The 19,267-nt window shown below is 41.0% G+C and carries 14 protein-coding genes and 1 tRNA gene; 5 read left to right on the top strand and 10 right to left on the bottom strand.

Going from position 1 to position 19,267, the window contains the following annotated elements:
• Nucleotides 1–501: 501 nt before the first annotated feature.
• Together RMX69_RS11925 and RMX69_RS11920 are read left to right on the top strand one after the other, a co-directional pair.
• Nucleotides 502–732 (top strand): DUF433 domain-containing protein, encoded by a 231-nt coding sequence (locus tag RMX69_RS11925; protein WP_289799244.1) that lies wholly within the window; start codon nucleotides 502–504, stop codon nucleotides 730–732.
• A complete protein-coding gene (locus tag RMX69_RS11920; RefSeq protein WP_322637601.1) occupies nucleotides 729–1,100 on the top strand; it encodes a DUF5615 family PIN-like protein in 372 nt (123 codons plus the stop codon). The genes RMX69_RS11925 and RMX69_RS11920 overlap by 4 nt, the downstream gene beginning before the upstream one ends.
• Nucleotides 1,101–1,564: 464 nt before the next feature.
• Here RMX69_RS11920 and RMX69_RS11915 read toward each other — a convergent pair whose 3' ends face one another.
• The 8 genes from RMX69_RS11915 to RMX69_RS11880 form a co-directional block, all read right to left on the bottom strand.
• Entirely contained in the window at nucleotides 1,565–4,597 is a 3,033-nt protein-coding gene (locus RMX69_RS11915; RefSeq protein WP_322637600.1) for a HEAT repeat domain-containing protein, read from the bottom strand.
• Between the two features lie 105 nt (nucleotides 4,598–4,702).
• Nucleotides 4,703–5,140 carry a hypothetical protein gene (locus RMX69_RS11910; protein ID WP_322637599.1) on the bottom strand — a complete coding sequence of 146 codons (438 nt, stop codon included), beginning with the start codon at nucleotides 5,138–5,140 and terminating at the stop codon, nucleotides 4,703–4,705.
• A 273-nt stretch (nucleotides 5,141–5,413) separates the two neighbouring features.
• Nucleotides 5,414–8,446 carry a hybrid sensor histidine kinase/response regulator gene (locus tag RMX69_RS11905; RefSeq protein ID WP_322637598.1) on the bottom strand — a complete coding sequence of 1,011 codons (3,033 nt, stop codon included), beginning with the start codon at nucleotides 8,444–8,446 and terminating at the stop codon, nucleotides 5,414–5,416.
• Nucleotides 8,447–8,680: 234 nt separating this feature from the next.
• Nucleotides 8,681–11,491, bottom strand: a complete 2,811-nt coding sequence (locus RMX69_RS11900) for a methyl-accepting chemotaxis protein (RefSeq protein ID WP_322637597.1) — start codon at nucleotides 11,489–11,491, stop codon at nucleotides 8,681–8,683.
• 61 nt (nucleotides 11,492–11,552) lie between these two features.
• On the bottom strand, nucleotides 11,553–12,050 hold the full coding sequence (locus tag RMX69_RS11895) for a chemotaxis protein CheW (protein ID WP_289799239.1): 498 nt from the start codon (nucleotides 12,048–12,050) through the stop codon (nucleotides 11,553–11,555).
• A 4-nt stretch (nucleotides 12,051–12,054) separates the two neighbouring features.
• Nucleotides 12,055–12,432 carry a response regulator transcription factor gene (locus RMX69_RS11890; protein WP_069071198.1) on the bottom strand — a complete coding sequence of 126 codons (378 nt, stop codon included), beginning with the start codon at nucleotides 12,430–12,432 and terminating at the stop codon, nucleotides 12,055–12,057.
• A gap of 62 nt (nucleotides 12,433–12,494) precedes the next feature.
• Nucleotides 12,495–13,562, bottom strand: a complete 1,068-nt coding sequence (locus RMX69_RS11885) for a response regulator (protein WP_289799238.1) — start codon at nucleotides 13,560–13,562, stop codon at nucleotides 12,495–12,497.
• A 603-nt stretch (nucleotides 13,563–14,165) separates the two neighbouring features.
• Complete coding sequence (locus RMX69_RS11880; protein WP_322637596.1) at nucleotides 14,166–15,404, bottom strand: tetratricopeptide repeat protein; 1,239 nt, start codon at nucleotides 15,402–15,404, stop codon at nucleotides 14,166–14,168.
• 302 nt (nucleotides 15,405–15,706) lie between these two features.
• Here RMX69_RS11880 and RMX69_RS11875 point away from each other — a divergent pair, with 302 nt between their 5' ends.
• Complete coding sequence (locus tag RMX69_RS11875; protein WP_289799235.1) at nucleotides 15,707–16,123, top strand: XisH family protein; 417 nt, start codon at nucleotides 15,707–15,709, stop codon at nucleotides 16,121–16,123.
• Nucleotides 16,111–16,446 (top strand): XisI protein, encoded by a 336-nt coding sequence (locus RMX69_RS11870; protein ID WP_289799234.1) that lies wholly within the window; start codon nucleotides 16,111–16,113, stop codon nucleotides 16,444–16,446. Before RMX69_RS11875 ends, RMX69_RS11870 begins: the two co-directional genes overlap by 13 nt.
• Nucleotides 16,447–16,601: 155 nt before the next feature.
• Here RMX69_RS11870 and RMX69_RS11865 read toward each other — a convergent pair.
• Nucleotides 16,602–16,683 (bottom strand) — tRNA-Leu (locus tag RMX69_RS11865).
• Nucleotides 16,684–16,780: 97 nt separating this feature from the next.
• The gene (gene alr / locus RMX69_RS11860; protein WP_322637595.1) at nucleotides 16,781–17,968 is read right to left on the bottom strand and encodes an alanine racemase; all 1,188 of its coding nucleotides are present in this window, start codon (nucleotides 17,966–17,968) and stop codon (nucleotides 16,781–16,783) included.
• 424 nt (nucleotides 17,969–18,392) lie between these two features.
• On the opposite strand from alr, the gene RMX69_RS11855 reads away from it, so the two are divergent.
• Complete coding sequence (locus tag RMX69_RS11855) at nucleotides 18,393–18,890, top strand: HNH endonuclease (protein WP_289799232.1); 498 nt, start codon at nucleotides 18,393–18,395, stop codon at nucleotides 18,888–18,890.
• The last annotated feature ends 377 nt before the right edge of the window (nucleotides 18,891–19,267 follow it).

Raw genomic sequence — 19,267 nt, 5'->3', positions numbered from 1 at the left:
CGAGTCTATTCTCCTTAATGTTGCTGCTTAAAAAAAGGTAGTTTACTCTGCATCAATACCTTGCCAAAGTTGAGATACAGGTACAGTAGACCTCTTGCACGAATATTTGAAAGCAAGAGTTTTAAAGTTCACGCAGAATCGCAAAGCCGTAGAGAATAATGATACACTTACATGTTTGATAGTTACAATCTGATTTATGCAAGAAGTCTAATAACAGGGGTTTTCCTTGTGTAGTGCATGGCAGAAAATTGACAATATATATCTTGAGCAACAGACAGCAACTTCACAGAATCAGTCTTATCGCAAAAACGAGCGGTTGCTAGGGTGTGGCAAAATACCATAAGTAAAATGCAGGACATAGCCCATCACAGAAAGGTAAAATGTATGTTTACGCATTGCTTCCCATCTAATGCTTAACGTGAAAGATCAGATAATAGAAAAAATGGACGCAGTTATTTATAATTCTTCAATCTAATAACTCCACATAGCGAGGCAACAACCATGCAAAATCTCACCAGAATTACCCGCAATCCAGAAGTGATGGGTGGTAAACCCTGCATTCGAGGAATACGTGTTACTGTTGGTACTATCGTTGGGTTAATGGCATCTGGACATACCAATAGCGATATTCTTAAAGCATATCCCTACCTCGAAGAAGCTGATATTTATGAGGCACTTGCCTATGCTGCATGGCGAGTTGAAGAAATTGAAGTTCCTCTAAAAAGTGCATGAAAATTTTGATTGATATGAACCTTTCCCCTGATTGGGTTGCGGTTTTTCAGAGGTACAATATTTCGTCTGTCCACTGGTTTACTATTGGCAACCCCCGTGAGAAAGATGCAATCATTATGGAGTGGGCAAGAACTAACAGTTATATCGTCTTTACTCACGATTTAGACTTTGGTACTTTGTTGGCTGCAACAGGTGCTGATACCCCCAGTGTAATTCAAGTTCGCGCTCAGGATATTTTGCCAAACAGTATCGAAAATCTAGTCATTTCAGCCCTGAATCAGTTTGAGTCGTTACTAGAGTCAGGCGCATTGGTTACTATTGACCAAGCTCAATCTAGGGTGCGTATTTTACCAATTAGACGTGAATAGCCGGGAACTTTGACTACGTTGTGAATCTGAGTTGCGCTATTAATAATATAAGACTTGTATTTATAAGTTTTGCCTAAGCTGTAGTAACTACAATATAAGCATTTGCTACAAATGAACAAGCTGTAGTAACTACAATAACCTCATATATAAGTTTTGCTTAAGCTGTAGTAACAACAACATAAGCGTTTGCTGCAAATGAACAAGCTGTAGTAACTACAATAACCTCATATATAAGTTTTGCTTAAGCTGTAGTAACAACAACATAAGCGTTTGCTGCAAATGAACAAGCTGTAGTAACTACAATAACTTCATTAGTAATGTCCGCTTGTGCGTTTGTAACAAATACACAAGCTGTGGTAAAGACAACAACTTTATTCTTAACGTCCGCTTCTGTGTTGGTAACGAATGCACAAGCTATTGTTACCAACGGACAAATATTTGTAACGTCGCTGCCGCAAAAGTACTTAAATTATTCTTGTGAAAAGGATTTTCTTTAAGCTTCGCATGGCACGAGTAGCAATATTATGCTGATGCCAAGCTTGATAGAAATCGGGGTAAGGCATATTCTGGGCACATTTCCAGGCTAAATTGTAGTATTCACCATTCAATTGTCGATAACCACTTAAAGCTTTGACTAACGCAATGCGATGCTGATTATCCTGTATAATTTCCCCTAAGCTTGATGCTGCCTGCCTACGAGTGTCGTCATCCACAGTAGTTGATTGCAGCAGTTGCACCAAAGCTGCGATCGCTATTTCATTGCCAGTGCCGATTTGCCCTAAGCTTTCTGCTACCTGCTTCCGAGTGAAGTCATCCACAGTAGTTGATTGCAGCAGTTGCACCAAAGCTGCGATCGCTATTTCATTGCCAGTGCCGATTTGCCCTAAGCTTGATACTGCCCGCCAACGGGTGGAATCATCCACAGTAGTTGATTGCAGCAGTTGCACCAAAGCGGCGATCGCAATTTCATTGCCAGTGCCGATTTTCCCTAAGCTATCTGCTGCCTGCCTACGTGTGGAGTCATTCACAGTAGTTGATTGTAGCAGTTGCACCAAGGCAGTGATCGCAATTTCATTGCCAGGGTCGATTTCCCCTAAGCTATCTGCTGCCTGCCAACGGGTGTAGTCATGCACAGTAGTTGATTGCAGCAGTTGCACCAAGGCTGCGATCGCAATTTCATTGCAAGGGGCGATTTTTCCTAAGCTATATGCTGCCACCCTACTACTTTCCAATATATCCTTTGATGGTTGCAGCAGTTGCACTAAGGCATTTATCGCAATTTCATTGCCAGGGTCGATTTCCCCTAAGCTTTTTGCTGCCCGCCCACAGATCAAGGGATCTATTCGATCTAATTGCAGCAGTTTCACCAAGGCGGCGATCGCAATTTCATTGCCAAGGTGGATTTCCCCTAAGCTTCTTGCTGCATGTATACGGGTGAGGTCTTTCACCTTATTTGATTGCAGCAGTTGCACCAAAGCGGCGATCGCAATTTCATTGCCAGGGTCGATTTCCCCTAAGCTTGCTGCTGCATGTATACGGATACGGGTGGAGTCATCCACAGTAGTTGATTGCAGCAGTTGCACCAAAGCGGTGATCGCATCTTGATTGCCAGTGCCGATTTTCCCTAAGCTTTCTGCTACCAGCGTATGGGTGAATTCATTCACAGGAGTTGATTGCAGCAGTCGCACCAAGGCGGCGATCGCAATTTCATTGCCAGTGCCAATTTTCTCTAATCTTTCTGCTACTACCCTAAAGATGGGGTCATTTACAGGAGTTGATTGCAGCAGTTTCACCAAAGCGGCGATCGCAATTTCATTGCCAGGGTCGATTTCCCCTAAGCTTGCTGCTGCATGTATACGGGTGGAGTCATCCACATTAGTTGATTGCAGCAGTTGCACCAAGGCGGCGATCGCTTTTATACGGTCTGTCTGTTGCAGTGCTGAACTAGCTTCGTTTTTAATTAGATCAGAAAAGCTTATCCACTTCCGTTTTTTGGGGTTGAAATCATTAAAGACCCGCCTAAGAATTTGCGCTACTATTTCATCACTTCTAGAATAATCTTTAAACTCAGCAATTCCTGCGGCTGCTAAAAAATAAGCGCGATATTCATAAAATTTTTTATCTAAATCTTCTCCATTCCACTTACCACTACCACATCCATCTTTAAAATTCACTAAAGCATCAACAAACTGTTGCTTTTTATTTTTGAGGTTTTTTTCTTCTCGCCCTAACCACAGTAATATTGTTTGCTTCCATTGCGGTTCAAAGATGCGATAAGTTCCTTGGCTGGGATTTTTGGGAACATGATTAAGAAAAAAATGCCAGTCATCAATTGCTATAGCAGCAAAGTACTCTTGAAATGAGGCATGAAAGAAAGCGTAAACAGGTTTTCTATTTGTATCTATCCCTACACAGTTCAGCCAACCGCGATTTAGTGCCAATTTCAAAAGCGAATTGTCATCATCAGCATCTCCCAAAAACTGACTAACAAAATCCTGCCGCAAGCGAAAACGGGTTGCTTCTTTGTCTATTGCTGCTTTCGCTAATTCCCCCAATTTGATATTGAGTTGCTGACGTTGGTGAGAGTTTGTAGCAAATTCCTCTTTTTTCCACTTGTAGAAGTCATCAACAAATTGCTGATAGAGTCCCGCTTGAGTATCGGGTAATTTGCCATCTCCTGAGTGCCAATTCAAGCACAGCAGCGTCAAGCGCAGAGGATTTTTCACTAAATCCTGAATCCGTTCTTTACCTGATTCTTTCAACGCAGTACATAACTGCTTCCCAGTTTCGGGAATAGCAATGAACCATTTGTCAATAAATCTCTCTACCTGTTGTGGATAAGAAAAATCTAAACTGCGATAGGTATCAAAATCATCAAGTGCATTACTGCTACCATCCCACAGATTAACCCGACAAGTCAGCACAATTCGCGCTTGAGAAATAAACCCTGTTTCACGAAATTGTCGGGCAATTTCTGTTAGAGGATTAGATGTAGATGCCGACATTTCATCTAATCCATCTAGCAGCAGCCAGACATTATTTTGATTAAATAGAGCAACCAAATCATCCTTGAGTTGCTTGGTAGCTTCAGCTTTACCTCTTTTCTCAGCCACCTGAGTCAACCAAGTCTCGAACAGATAAGATTTTAGTTCCTTCTCTCGCAAATCTGCTAAAGATACCCAAATCACAATGGACTGGTGAATCTCACGAGATACCCAGTCAGCAATCTGCTGTAACAGTGTTGTCTTTCCTGCTCCTGGTTCGCCAATAATTGCAATTCGCTTACTTTGACTTTTAGGCGTGTTCTTCTGCTTGAGAACTTGTTCAAGAAAAGCACCATGCTCAAATGTTTTGATGATTTCTGTCTCCTTGTACAGTTCTGAACCCTGTTCTGGAGAAACATCACCTTGAGGCTTCGATACTTTTTTGCGCTCAACTAATCCTAGTGGCACATAAACATCATTAACTTGTAGAGCGACTCCTTCAGTTGATGTCAAAGGATTTGTAGTCAGCTTCCGCCGTTCTACCAGTATTTCACGGCAGACTTCACGCCAGCGATCGGGAGTTAACTTTGTCCCATTCTCCCCTGGGGACGACTGCGGTCAGCCAATTGTAACTGGGCCGTTAAATTGATTGCCTTGGAAAACATTCTTAATCTCATCTGCTAACTTTGCATTGTTGACAACTGACGGGTGCGAGTTGATTTGTTCTACTAATTTTTTAATTTCCTTAGCACTCTCAGATTGGTCATTGTTGACTGCTGCTTCCACTCCCACAACAGCTTGAGCAATTTCTGGGTCTGCGTCTGCTGCTGTTTTGAGTTCCAACACTGCTTGACCATAATCTAATCGCTGCGGTTCATTTCCCTCTACAGCACTGGTGAGTAATGGCGATTTATTCTTCTGACGGAGTAATTCGATTAACTTACCACCTAGCGTCCATGTAGCATCACCAATATTTTCGCCGATTTTCTCCTGTGCTTTAGTCCAAAGTGTAGCTGCGATCGCAGTAGCAACAGCCGTCAATGTTACAGTTACCATAAATTCACTACAAATTGAGTTTATGTAGAAATTATTTCAATTGACATAAATAGTATGACGCAAAAGCTAGGCGATTACTGATATAACTCAGTTTTTTAACCCGCGCAGGTGGTCACTGAGCCTAGTCGAAGTGCGGGTTTTGTATTTCGACTCCGCTCAACACAAGTCTGTGTAGCCGCGATTTATAATCGCCAAGGCACTATAAAACAAACGGTGCGTTAGCCTTTGGCATAACGCACCATAAAAAAATATATTAAACCTAATTATTAATTATCAATTAGAAGCTGCCTTTTCTGCCACATTACGGATTATTTCCTCCAGTGTTTGCAATAATTCTTGCTCGTTATAAGGTTTAGAAAAGTAAGCCCGCGCCCCCAATTGCATAGCTAGTTGCCGATGTTTATTGCTGCTACGAGAAGTCAACATCGCCACTGGAATATTTTTTGTATCAACGTCTGAATTTACCTTACCTAAAAAGCCATAACCATCAAGGCGAGGCATTTCAATATCGCAAATTACTGCCTCAACTTTCAATCCACTATGGAGTTTTTCTAAGGCATCTTGACCATCTTTAGCCTGCTCTACTTGATACCCTCCTTTTTCAAGAGTCAGAGCTAAAAAGCGGCGAACATTAATCGAATCATCTACGATTAAAATTGTGCCTTTCTGCTTAATAGATGCTGCTGAAATTTTCTCTTCATCAAATATCAGGAACGGAGTTTTTAACCTTGCTGATGGTAATTGAGTTCCTCTCGGTGTCTTTTTATTTGTAGCAATCCAATACAGCAACTCATTAACATTCACTAGTGGCACGACTCGACCATCTCCGAGAATTGTGCAGTTGCTAAAGCCTTCAGGTAAAGGTATATTCCCTTCAACTTGGCGAATCGCAACTTCTTGTTCGCCCCAGCAACGATCTATTTGGATAGCTACTGGCTGATTATTACCTTTGACTACTAACACACTGTTAGTACTAATAGCTGCCGGAATTTCTAACTCTGCGCTATCGTAGCGTAGGCAATTAAACTCTAAATAACGCATTAGGCGAATCAGTGGTAGCATGGTTCCTTGCCAATTTAAAACTTCGCTACCAGCCATTTCAAAAACTCGCTCGTCTTGAAGCAAAGATATTTCTGAAATGACATCTGTGGGAAATGCTAATAGAATTTTATTGATTTCTACCAGCAGAACTCGTGCAACGGAAAGTGTAAAGGGTAGTGATAAGGTGAAGGTAGTACCAACTCCTGGTTCCGTATCAACTTTCACATCTCCTCGAATTAGTTTGAGGTTGTTGCGAACCACATCCATACCGACACCGCGACCAGATAATGCTGTGACTTGTTCGGAGGTGGTAAACCCTGGTTCAAAAATTAGTGATAATAGTTCTTCATCACTAGCATTAGCGAGTAGAGAAGCATCTAATCCCATAGCTAAGGCGCGGGTGCGAATTTTCTCCAGAGAAATGCCCCAACCATCATCACGGATAGTGATAATGGTGCGATTGCTGCGGTGAGTAGCTGTAATTTCAATTAATCCTTGTTCTGGTTTCCCCAAAAGGCGACGCGTGGCAGAGTCTTCGATACCATGATCGAAAGCATTCCTTAATAGGTGCATTAAAGGTTCGTTTAAAGCTTCTAAAATGCTGCGTTCAATTAAAGTGTTGCCACCTTCAATTTTTAACTGGACATTTTTGCCATACTCGACATTTAAATCGCGTAAAGCTCTGGGAAAACGTTCGATTAAATCGGAAAGCGGCCGCATTCGGATGTGATTTAGCTTGGTTTGTAATTGTTTCGATGTTTTGTTTAGTTTACGAGCAATATGATCTGTATCATCTACACTGAGTTGCACATCTGTTGTGACTTCCTGTACCTGAACAATGGTTTCCATAACTTCCTGCGATCGCAGGTTTAATTCGTTATAGCGATCCATTTCTAAGGCATCAAATTCTGTGTTTGTACCTTGTAGTTGGTGGCCATGTTCAGGTTGTAGCTGTGAGGTAGCTTGAGTAGAAATTTTATCGGAGACTATACGTAATTCCTGGTTTTCGCGGTCGAGAATTTGAACCCGTTGGTTGAGGTTGCGAACGAGTTTGCGTAATCTTTCTAATTGCGAGTTTAAGCCATTTCGCTGAACAATTAGTTCGCCAAATAAATCATTAATTTGCTCTAGCTGTTTGCTAGGAACTCGGACGCTATTTTCATGAATTTCTCGTTCTTTAGCAACGGCAACTGGCTCTCCTTTGCCTTCGCTCAGTTTGGCATCTGGAGGATTCTCTTCTTTAGCAAATATTGTATTGTGTTCGGTGACATTGACAGCATTTACATCATCGGCAAATTCTGCATCTACAAATGTAAAATTGGCTGCGATACCTGCGGTGTGCTGCGCCAACTCTTCATCTTTAACCCAAGTTTCTGGAGTTATCTCTGCTTGCCAAACCGCTGTTGACGCTACTTCTGTGTCGAGGACATCTGTAGGGAGAAGTTGTGGTATCACTTCTGCTGGTAATAGCGGCAGAGATTGCGTAGAACTACCCAAGTCAATTTCTGTAGGTAAGCTATCTAGCTGATTCGTCAGCACCAAAGCTTGCGATCGCCGCCATGCTTGCAATGCTAATTGGGCAATTTCGGGAATGCGATCGCTACTAACAGTTTCCAAGTGCTGCGTTACCGACTGACAAAGCTTGCTAAAAGCTGGCAACTGGAGCATTTCTCCCAAACCGCCTAATTCAGCTGCCAGGATTGCAATTTCTTCATGCAATCCGGCTTGTTCGCTATCTGCCAAGATAGATTCTAGACGCTGCAAACACTCTTCTACTTCTGTGGCAAATAGCAAAGGGATAACGTCTTGCCCGTCCTCTGGGGATAGCATAGTTGAGGCATCTTCTGGGGTGGGGTCGCCCAAGCGATCGTGCAACTCATCGAAGATGGGATAACAAAAAGTTGCTAACCACTGATCTTCGACAACATTCCCTTCTGCAAGCAATTCGACAATTTGACGCAGCCAATCAACTCCAGATAGCAATAAACTTTGCAACTGAGTATCAATTTCTAAAGAATTTTTTTTAGTTTTTAAAACTTTAAAGGAATCTTCCAGACGGTGAGATAAATCACTTAGCGATTTAAATCCCATCATCCCCGCGCCACCTTTTATAGAATGAGTGGCCCGGAGTGCAGCATTGATTTTATCCAAATCGATGCGGTTACTAGTATCGATTTCCAGCAATACCCCTTCTAAGGTATTTAAGTAATCCGTTGCTTCTTCCAGAAACTGCATCTGGATTTCTAGTTCTTTGTCTTGTAGCATGGTTTTTGTCCTTAGTCATTGGTCAATCAATTTTGGATTTTAGATTTTAGATTTTTTTTCAATCCAAAATCTAAAATCTAAAATTAAAATTTGCATGGTCATTCGTCACTTGTACTGAGTTTCGACTGCGCGGAAATCGAGCGAAGTCGAGATTCAACTACCGCGTAGTCGTTGGCATAGCCTCTCGTAGAGAAGTATTCGTCACTAGCAAAGGACAAATGACAAATGACAAACTTAACTAACTTTGAAAGCCTCGACAGTCTCTTGCAACTGCTGGGAAATATCCACAGTTTGTTGCAGAGATTCAGAAACTTGGCGAGAAGAATCGCTAGTACGTTGTGATATAGCAGCGATATCTTTCATCAATTGGCTAACACTTTGTGATGTTTCAACCTGAGATGCAGTTGCAGTGGAAATCGACTGCACTAAGAAGTCAATTTGAGAAGATACATCCAAAATTTCACTCAGACTTTGTTTAGCTTCCTCCACAATTCGAGTACCTTCTACCACTTGGGTAGTGCCTATTTCCATTGCTTGCACTACTTCACTGGTTTCTCGTTGGATATTTTCAACAATTTGTTCAATTTCTTGGGTTGCGGCGGCACTCCTGACTGCTAGTTCGCCGACTTCTTCAGCCACTACGGCAAAACCTTGACCTTCTTCACCCGCGCGTGCTGCTTCGATGCCGGCATTAATAGCAAGCAAGTTAGTTTGAATCGCTATTTGATTAATCAAAGAAACCACGCGAGAAATTTGTTGCGAAGACTCTCCCAAACGTTTCACTTTCTTGGCAGTTTCACCCACAGTTTCTCGCAAAGAGAGGATGTTTTGTACTGTCAAATCCATCGCGTGTCCACTCTTGGTAGCGGTATGAGCAGCATGGTTAGCAATGAAGGCAGTTTTTTCAGCACTTTCGGCTACAGCCTGCATAGATTGGGTCATGTGGTCAACAGCATCAAGGGTGCGGTTGATTTCGGCAGCTTGAGTGAGTGCTTCTTCTGCTAGGTGGCGGATGGCTCCTTCGTTAGAGCCAATGGCACTATTTACATGGATGGCAGCTTGTTTAACTTGGGTAACAATATCCCGGAGGCTTTCGACAATGGAGTTGAAGAAGTCGGCAACAGTACCAATTTCCCCAGCGGTTACATCTGCACGCACTGTTAAATCGCCTCTGGCTGCACCTTCTACGTCGTTGAGTAGTTGTAAAAGTTGTTGTTGCAGTGTTTCGTCTGACCCACTTATAGTTACATTTCTGACTTTTTCGATTTCTTCTAATAACTTGGCTTGTTCTAAGGCATAGCCGACTTGAGTTGCTATTTGTTGAAACAAGTCAATTTCCGGCTGTTGCCAAACACGAGGAGTTTCGCAATGATGAGCAATTAATAAGCCTAAAAGTTTTTCTTGGGCAAGAATCGGTACGATTAAATGACCTTTGACAGCAAATTTTTCCAACAGTTGGATGTAACCGTCGGCATTTTTCAGGCTTTGGTCTTGATGAATATTGGCAACCGCTTGCACCTCTCCATCGAGATAAGTTTCTAGATAATGTTCCCGAAAATAAGGGTCATCAATTTGCACTCCCAGCATTTCCGGCCAATTACCAGTTAACGATTCCGCAACGACAGCGCCAGTCAAAGTACCTGGATTCAGACTATAAATGATTACCCGGTCTGTTTTGAGAATTCGCTGAACTTCTTTGACTGCGGCGTGATAAATATCTTCAGTTTTAAGAACTTTCCGAATCCGTAGGGTAATATCTGCTAGTAATTTTGTCCCTTCAACGTCTAGTTCCTGCTGCTGTTCTTTAACTAAGACCTGCAATTGTTCGGCCATCAGGTTGATATTTGCACTCAATACCCCTAATTCGTCTTCTCTTTCAATTTCCAGACGGGTATTAAATTTACCTTGACCTAACTTTGCTAATGCCGCAGTTGCATTGACAATTGGTAGTGTAGTCAGTTTAGCTAACCGAGATGCGATCGCACCTACAATCAATGCTGTTACTGCTGTACCGATGGCTATAATCCACAACAATTGTCTTTGCGGCTCAAATACAGTTGCGGTATCTGTAGCTAAAAGTACCTGCCAGTTTAAATCAGGTAAGCCATCTATCGTACTAGCTGGTACATAGCTAACTAGTTCTTGTTTTTTGTGAGTTTTCGGAACTTCTATAAAACTATCTACCTTTTTGGCTGCTAGCAGTTTAGGTAAATTAGAATACTCTGCCTTGGCCTCTTTCCCCAATAATTCCTTTTGAGGACTCAAGAAAACGGTTCCTGAAGCATCGAGTAAATAATATTGTTGTCCGTTGGCTGCGTAGTTTTTGGTAACTTCCTCTAAAGATTTTACGGGCATACGTGCTTGTACGACGCCAATAGTTTGACCCGTTCTTGTCTCTTTCACAGGTGCAGCTAGATAAATACTCACGACACCAGTATTTTTTGCTGCTTCCGGTTTGCTGATGAGAGGAGTTTCTTTTTGTAAAGCGTCTTGAAAAAAGGTACGGTCTTTTTGATTTTCCAGGGGTTCGCCTGTAGACTGGACAATCAAATTACCTTGGCGATCGAAAACAGCAATACTGTCATAGGCTTTGTAGGCTTCGACAACCCGATCTAAGACTGCTTGCTTTTCTTGAGTACTAATACTAGCTTGAGAATTTGTCAAAAATAGCAAGTTTGATATTACCTGAATATCACCGTAGCGTCCCAGCATGAAGCGGTTAACTTTATCACTCAAGCCAGTGGCTTCGGCTTGTTGAGATTGGGTAATTTGCTTAGTAATGGATTTGTTGGCAAAACCAAAAGCGATCGCACCGATGCCCAAAACTGGTATTGTACCGATTGCGATCGCTAAAATAGTCGCTTTCTTAACCAATCCCAGTCTGGTAAAATAGGCAATCCCCTGATTCCAAGAAGAATTATTAGCATTTTCAGTAGTCAGCTTATTTGGTAGCTTTACTACAGTTCCAATGGCTTTTTGAGATGAAATCAGCGATGCTCGATTTTGAGCGCTATTACCTTGATTCGTGTTAGTTTTATTAAACATAAAAGTAGTTCTCCTAAGTATGTGAATAAGAACACTAAAAAGCTGTTTTTAGTAGTAAACCCTAATCACTGCGGAGAATAGAAGATTGCGCGATCGCCTGTGCATCTAATACCAGTAATATTTCTTCCTGTTGCACAACGCACCCACATAAATAAGGAACTAAACTGGATGTCACTTGTCCTATAGGAGAATGAATATCATCAACTATGAACTTGGTTGTACCTTTTATTTCTTGTACAACTAATCCCAACACCAATGATTCCACTTGAATAACGATCACATTGTATTGTCGCAGTCGATAATCTAGGGATTCTAAATTGAGCATTCTTGGTAAATCAACTACCCAAATTATCCGACTCCGCCAATTCATTAATCCTAATATGCAGGATGGCATATTCGGTATTGACGTAATAGATTCAACAGGCACAAGAATTGCTTCTTGCGTATGCCTCATTGATAAAACAGCAGTAGTTTGTTGATTTAGCTGAAACTTCAGATAACTATCTGCTAAATTATTCGGGATTGGTTTTGAAGAAAGAGTAATGTTTGTACTAGTCATTGATTTAAATTACCACTGATTTAATAGTACGTAGGAGATGTTCGCGGGTGTAAGGTTTAGTTATATAGGCATCTGCACCTTGTCTCATTGCCCACAAACGGTCAATTTCTTGATTTTTAGAACTACAAACCACAATCGGCACTTTTGCAGTAATCGGATTTCTTCTCAGAGAACGACACAATTCAAATCCGCTCATTTCTGGCATTACTACATCAGTAACGATCGCATCTGGTTTTTCTAACACAGCTTTTTCTAAACCCTCTTTTGCACCACTTGCTTTAATTACGTTGTAACCACTCTCTTTGAGATAATGGCTCATTAATTCCAATTCACTGGGAGAATCTTCTACAATCAAAATTGTGCCAAGCAAAGTCAGGCTCACTATTAAATCTCCTAAAAAAATAAATTAAACATATTTTGTTATTTTTATTTGCCTTATTTCAATCAACCAAGATGCTTAAAAACCATTTTTAGCAATTCTGATTGTGTAAAAGGCTTGGTTAAATATCCTGACGATCTGACCATTTTAGCCTTTGCCCTGTCGATAAATCCTGTTCTACCAGTCACCATAACGATCGGTGTATTTTTAAAAGCTGAATGTTTTCGTAATAAAGAACATAGCTCATAGCCATCTAAACTTGGCATTTCAACATCCAGCAAAATCAGATCGGGCTTACTCCGTAGAATTTGCATTAAAGCTTTTACCGGATCGTTGATCATCACAACTGAAAATGTGTTTTCATCCAAAAAGTGTTTGATAGAATTCAAAACAGTTTGGCTATCATCAATGCAGGCAATCGTATATAGTTTTTTACCAACAGGTGGCTGAGTAATTTTATTATTCTCAGGAATATCAAAATTGATTGGTATTGGCAATTTTTGCCCAAGCTTTATTTTTAGATGTGGCTGAACTTGAGACGATTGTGTTGTAGAAAAAACTTGGGAATTTGCACCAGCCGGAATTGATGACTGAATATTTTGCCGATTTCGTAATTGCTTTTGACAGTGTTCAACAAGCAACCGTAAATCCAGGTGACAGAACTTTGGTTGTTCGTCCAAAGAGCTTTCTGGACTGAATTCATAGCTACCTTCTTTTAAACATAGAAATGATTCCATTACTTCTTTTGCCAATTCGTCTATCAGGCTTCCTGCTTGCACAGAGGTAATATAGTCCTGATTGACTAACCAACAAATAGCTTGGTAATCCGCATTTGGTATTGATTGATGTTCATTTTTCGTCTCAAACATCAGCCGCATCTGTACGCGAGTGGCGCTGTTGAGAGCAGGAATTTGCTGACTCAAACGCCGTAAGTGACTATCAAGGCGCTCAAATAGTTTATCTGAATAGGAGGCATAAGTAAGTTTACCGTCCTCTAGATAGATTGACCAAGAGACTATCCCGGTAAATACGCTTAAGCAACCCGTAGCACGCCGACTTGTTAATTGTGCCAACAGAGATAGCGGATGTAGTTTCTGGAACAACCTGTAGCTACCTATAGGAGTTGTGCTCATTTTGCTTTTACTTCAGCTAAAATTCGATACGTGTAAGCTAAACTCGTGTAAAGTTATTCCACAATTAAAATCAAGTAAAAAGCATTAAACTTTTGGATTTTAAAGTACATCAGTTTACATCTAGGTTTGTGGTGAAACTCAACGAGAGTAGCGTTATTTTCAGATGAGCAAATCTTAGTAAATTCGTAAATTGTGATTAATCTACTTAGTGTTACTGAGATTTATCAACATCTTTCGAGAAATAAGACATAAAAATGTCAAGACTAGATGAAGCCACTTTCCATTGAGTAACCCCAATCTGACCACAGGAATAATACTGATTTTATTAATGTAATATCTTTTAACTTCTGTATTTACACTTAAGTAAAATCTAGTTTTTAAACAAGTAAGAACTATCTGAAGCCACTTTTAATTAAATACTCCCGTTATGACCACAGGGATAATACTGATTTTTTTTGACAAAAATAAAACAGAATTCAGAAGGGTTAGCAACTGTACCAGGAAAAGGTGTGAAATTAACTGATGTCTCCAGGTTAATTTTTCTGGTTATCCAAAATGCGCGTAGGCGTAGCCCGTTGTAGACATCGCACAGCAAAATTGTTCCTACTGTGGATGTTTACTGTAGGTACTGCCAAGACTATTTTGTGTCCTTGCCCAATCATAAGGTAAGCACTCACGAGTGCGTTCTTCTAGTGATTCTTGATAGCAAGCAATGGCGGTTTCCAAATTCTCCGCGTGTTCCCCAAAAATACGATTACTGTAGGCAATGCCAAGATTATTTTGTATCATTGCCCAGTGTCTGGGAAAGCGATCGCGAGTACATTCTTCTAAGGCTTTTCGACCGCAGGCAATGGCTTTTTCCAAATTGTCAGCTTGTTCCCCACGAATACGCTCATTATAGGCTTTCGCAAGACTCATGTGTATCCAACCCCAAAACAAAGGGTTGCGATCGCGCGAGGATTCTTTTAATGCTTCTTCATAACAAGAAATTGCTGCTTCTATATTTTCGGCTTCTTCTCCACGGATGCGGTTACTGTAGGCATTACCAAGATTAATTTGTGTTGCTGCCCAATCTTGGGGGAAACGCTCGCGAGTGCATTCTGTTAATGATTCTTGATAATAGGAAATTGCTGCTTCTAAATTATCGGCTCGTTCTCCCAAGATGCGATCGCTGTAGGCAGCACCCATATCCTTAAGTATCACACTCCAGCGATAGGGATTGGCGTTGCGCGTATATTCTTTTAATGCTTCTTGATAACAGACAATGGCTGTTTCTATATTCTCTGCTCTTTCCCCACGGATACGCTCATAATAGGCATTACCAAGATGATGTTGTGACAAAGCCCATATTTGGGGAAAACGATCGCGAGTACATTCTGTCAGTGCTTCCTGAGAATAGGCGATCGCAATTTCCAAGTTATTAGCATACTCTCCGTGAATACGGGATTTATAGGCATTACCAAGATAAGTTTGTACTTTTCCCCAACTATCAGGAAAGTCTTGGCGATTAAAAGCTGTTAGTGCTATTTCATAACCAGCAATAATAATTTCGATATTGTCGGCACGATTCCCCAAGACAAAATCTAGGAGTAAATTACAGAAAGTAAAAATATTTGTTCCTATATCAAATAGTGATTGGTCTGGTTGTGCTTCTGCTAGTTTTTCTGTTGCCCAAATTTTCAGCACATCCGCCAAATGCAAATCTAATTTAGCCAGATTTGCTTGTAATATGGTATGTACTATTATTGGATCGCCATTGCTGTTATGGACTGCTAGCAATACCTCTTGCAAAAAATTCAAGTATTCGCCATCTTTAGGGGTTGATGATGATTGACCGTTCATAGGTAAGGGCGTGAGACGCAATTTTATTATGAGAATACTTCAACACCAGTACCCTAGATTCCGAAAAAGTATCAAATCTTATCACAGATGATAATTTACTAACGGCGATCGCTAATCCCCCTACATCTACATTCAACAAAAAACTAGCTACTGAAGTTTTTAAGATTATCCTTTAATTGTTGATGAATGCGTTGGCGTAGCCCACCGCAAGTGATTGCCCACTTACAGTTTCAGTAACAGGAGGATGCGATCGCTACATAATTACGAATTACGAAATAGAAAATCCTTTATAATGTTATATTATGCCAGCAAGAGATATCTTTCACAACGCAGTCAAAAAAGGGCTAGAAAAGGAAGGGTGGAAAATCACCCATGATCCCTTACCCGTCAGTTTCGAGTTAGGGGATATGTACATAGACTTAGGTGCAGAAAGAATTCTAGCAGCAGAAAGAGAGGGTGAAAAAATTGCTGTTGAAATTAAAAGCTTTTTTAAAACATCTGCAATTTCTGAATTTCACACAGCTTTAGGACAGTTTATTAACTATCGACTAGCATTATCTGAACAAGAACCAGATCGGACTCTCTATTTAGCAGTTCCCATCGATACATATACTTCCTTCTTCACTATCAGACTTGTACAAAACATTATTAAAACATATCAACTTAAATTGATTACTTATCAGCCTGTAACAGAGGATATTGTCGAATGGATAAACTAAAAAAATATCAACAAATAATTCAGCAACTTCTCCAAGAATATGCTGCAATTTCTAGTCAAGATCCAGAAATTGAAACCCAATTAATTTTTGACACAGAACATCACCACTATCAACTTGTAAATATCGGTTGGAAAAATCAACGTCGTGTTTATGGTTGTTTTTTACATCTAGACATCAAAGATGGTAAAGTTTGGCTTCAACACAATGGAACAGAAAATGAAGTAGGAGAAGATTTAGCAAATTTAGGTATCCCCAAGCAGGATATTGTCATTGGCTTTCATTCGCCATTTAAGCGCCAATTTACAGATTATGCTGTGGGTTAAACATCAATAATCCACTAATCAGCTAAAAAGTCTTATATCTAAACATTCATCCGTCGGTATAATCTATGTCTATCAACTCTCGTGCTTGCACTTGAGGATGAATTAATTCAAAAACTGCATGAGTCTGTTGGCTCATGCAGTTTTCATAAATTAAGTGCGGATGAAAGGACTTGAACCTTCACTCCTTTCGGAACTAGAACCTAAATCTAGCGCGTCTGCCAATTTCGCCACATCCGCATCAGTTTACTAACATATCATAATAAAATAATTATGGCAATAGGGAATAGGGGACAAGGGAGAAATTAATTTCCTATGCCCCATTCCCAATTCCCAACTACATAACTGCAACACGAGGCAGACGATGCTTGAAACCACAGAGAATTTCCCAAGAAATAGTGTTTAATTGTTTTGCCCAATCGTCCGCTGAAATTTGTTCTTTTCCGTGTTCCCCTAGCAAGGTGACTACTTCTCCTTCTTGGATATTGGGTATGGCACTCACATCCAGCATCAACTGATCCATTGTAATTGTCCCAATTTGCGACACCCGCTGACCGCGAATTAACACCTGCATTCTGTTGGAAAGACTGCGAGGAACACCGTCAGCATAGCCAATTCCCACGACGGCGAGGCGAAGTTCACGCGGGGCAATAAATTTATGCCCGTAGCTAACAGCTGTTCCTGCGGCAATTGTTTTGACTTGGGTAACTCGTGCCTTAAGTTGCAAAACGGGCTTGAGATCGATCGCATTTTGTAAATGGGTTGCTGGGTAGAGTCCGTAAACAGCTAAACCTACACGCACCATGTCGTAGTGCAATGCCGGATTTGTGAGTGCGGCGGCTGAGTTTGCCAAGTGCAAGCAAGGCGGTTGAATTCCCATTGCTTTGATTTGAGCGATCGCATCCTCAAATCGTTTATGCTGTTCTTCCATTGCCGTGGTATCAGGATCGTCTGCTGTCGCCAAATGAGAATAAATACTGGCAATATTAAGATGTGGTAATCGCTGCACTAATTGCACAAATTCGCCAGCTTGCCGCCAATCAGTTCCCAACCTCGACATTCCCGTGTCTAATTTAATGTGTACGGGCACTGGAGAACCATGATTCATCGATTCTAAGGTATCAGAAAATACTAAAGCTTGTTTAGGGCTACAGAGTGTGGGCTGAAGTTTCCATTGGGCGATCGCATGAATTTGCTCTAGTGTATGAGTTGCCCCTAAAATCAAAATGGGCGCTTGAATCCCGCCTTCTCGCAATTGAATAGCTTCTGGAACTGTAGCCACTCCTAAGCAACTAGCTCCCGATTGGATGGCAATTTGGGCGACTGTTACTGCTCCATGTCCGTAGGCATCAGCTTTTACTACTGCCATCAACTGGGTACGCGGCGATAAAAACTGCACCAATTGCTTTACATTGTACGACAACGCCTCTAAATCAATTTCTACCCAAGCTCGTTGCGAAAACCACGCGTAGGTATCGCACTGCTGATTCGGAACTACACCAGGGATTTGTTTGCGACTTAACATTTGTACTGACTCCTATCCCGCCACGGCTAAACTTGCAAGTTATCTATCTATACACGCTCCTAAAAGCGAGATCAGATTAAATAGGAAGTTTAACCTTCAGATTGGAATTGATACAAGATGTTGCGGCGCTAAAGTAAAAGTTAAGAGTTATGAGTTATCAGTTATAAGTTAAAAGTAAATCTTATGGATCAACTTTTCACTCCGTTCTTCTCTACGAGACACTGCGCGATTGCGTTAGTCTAAGTAATAATTTTAATCAAGTAATAAATTTGACTTTCCAACTCTTAACTCCTCACTCCTCACTCCTAACTTTTTATTCATCACTCAATTTCCAAATTCTCCCGAAAGTATAATTTCTTCTTATCCCCCTAGCAGGGTGTATTTGTGTTAATATATTGTAAAACTCATACCCTGAGCGCAAATAATGGGGAAGGTTTTAGTCTTAAACGCCTCTTACGAACCTCTCAATATAACGAGTTGGCGTCGCGCTGTAGTTCTTTTAATCAAGGGCAAAGCAGAACGCGTGGAACACAACGGTAAATTTCTGTACACGGATTTCCCGTTGCCGACCGTGATCCGGTTGCGTCATTATGTACGCGTTCCTTATAAAGAAATCCCTCTAACTCGCCGAAATATATTGCACCGTGATGGTCATGCCTGTCAATACTGTGGTTTCACAGGGGATGAATTGACACTAGACCATGTAATACCGCGATCGCGCGGCGGAGGCGATACTTGGGAGAATATTGTTACCGCTTGTGTCCGTTGCAATGTCAAAAAAGGCAGTCGGACTCCCCACGAAGCTCACATGCCTTTGCGTCATCCCCCGCGCCAACCTTATAGCAGTCTCTATTTCGAGGTCAGCAAACATCTTAAGAGTGGACTGCATACAGAGTGGCAAAAGTATGTCATAGGTCTTTGAGCAAAAAACAGAGGAGCAAAGGAAAAAGGAGAAATACCCTCTTTCTTTGGGAGATAGCCAATAACTTTAGTTATGGAGTGTTGAAAAATTGGTGGCTATATGGCTTTGTAAAACCAAGGTGCAATGCGTCAACGCTCAAGCCTTTACATTTGTTGTATATAAGTTTCCCCTTTGCTCTTCATTCCTCCTGTCTTTTTCCATTAGACTTCACTCTAATTTTTAGAATTTTCAAAGGGGATATGAAACACGCCTTGCTCATCAAAAATAATTGTTAATTGCTCAATAGTCACAATAATGAGAATATTAAGCATAAGAATATTTCAAATATCAAGGACTAATCCTAAAGTATAAGATAGAAAATATACCCTAAGTTAGAT

The organism is Nostoc sp. EspVER01 (assembly GCF_034530635.1).
Taxonomy (GTDB): domain Bacteria; phylum Cyanobacteriota; class Cyanobacteriia; order Cyanobacteriales; family Nostocaceae; genus Nostoc.
Note: the sequence above shows the minus strand (reverse complement) of the source record. Positions and strands in the feature narration are given on the sequence as shown.

Bases quoted from the DNA above. Each gene is read 5' to 3' on its own strand.
- alr (WP_322637595.1), bottom strand. From the start codon at position 17,968: ATGTTAAGTCGCAAACAAATCCCTGGTGTAGTTCCGAATCAGCAGTGC.
- RMX69_RS11875 (WP_289799235.1), top strand. From the start codon at position 15,707: ATGCCAGCAAGAGATATCTTTCACAACGCAGTCAAAAAAGGGCTAGAA.
- RMX69_RS11870 (WP_289799234.1), top strand. From the start codon at position 16,111: ATGGATAAACTAAAAAAATATCAACAAATAATTCAGCAACTTCTCCAA.
- RMX69_RS11855 (WP_289799232.1), top strand. From the start codon at position 18,393: ATGGGGAAGGTTTTAGTCTTAAACGCCTCTTACGAACCTCTCAATATA.
- RMX69_RS11880 (WP_322637596.1), bottom strand. From the start codon at position 15,404: ATGAACGGTCAATCATCATCAACCCCTAAAGATGGCGAATACTTGAAT.
- RMX69_RS11920 (WP_322637601.1), top strand. From the start codon at position 729: ATGAAAATTTTGATTGATATGAACCTTTCCCCTGATTGGGTTGCGGTT.
- RMX69_RS11885 (WP_289799238.1), bottom strand. From the start codon at position 13,562: ATGAGCACAACTCCTATAGGTAGCTACAGGTTGTTCCAGAAACTACAT.
- RMX69_RS11910 (WP_322637599.1), bottom strand. From the start codon at position 5,140: ATGGTAACTGTAACATTGACGGCTGTTGCTACTGCGATCGCAGCTACA.
- RMX69_RS11925 (WP_289799244.1), top strand. From the start codon at position 502: ATGCAAAATCTCACCAGAATTACCCGCAATCCAGAAGTGATGGGTGGT.
- RMX69_RS11895 (WP_289799239.1), bottom strand. From the start codon at position 12,050: ATGACTAGTACAAACATTACTCTTTCTTCAAAACCAATCCCGAATAAT.
- RMX69_RS11900 (WP_322637597.1), bottom strand. From the start codon at position 11,491: ATGTTTAATAAAACTAACACGAATCAAGGTAATAGCGCTCAAAATCGA.
- RMX69_RS11905 (WP_322637598.1), bottom strand. From the start codon at position 8,446: ATGCTACAAGACAAAGAACTAGAAATCCAGATGCAGTTTCTGGAAGAA.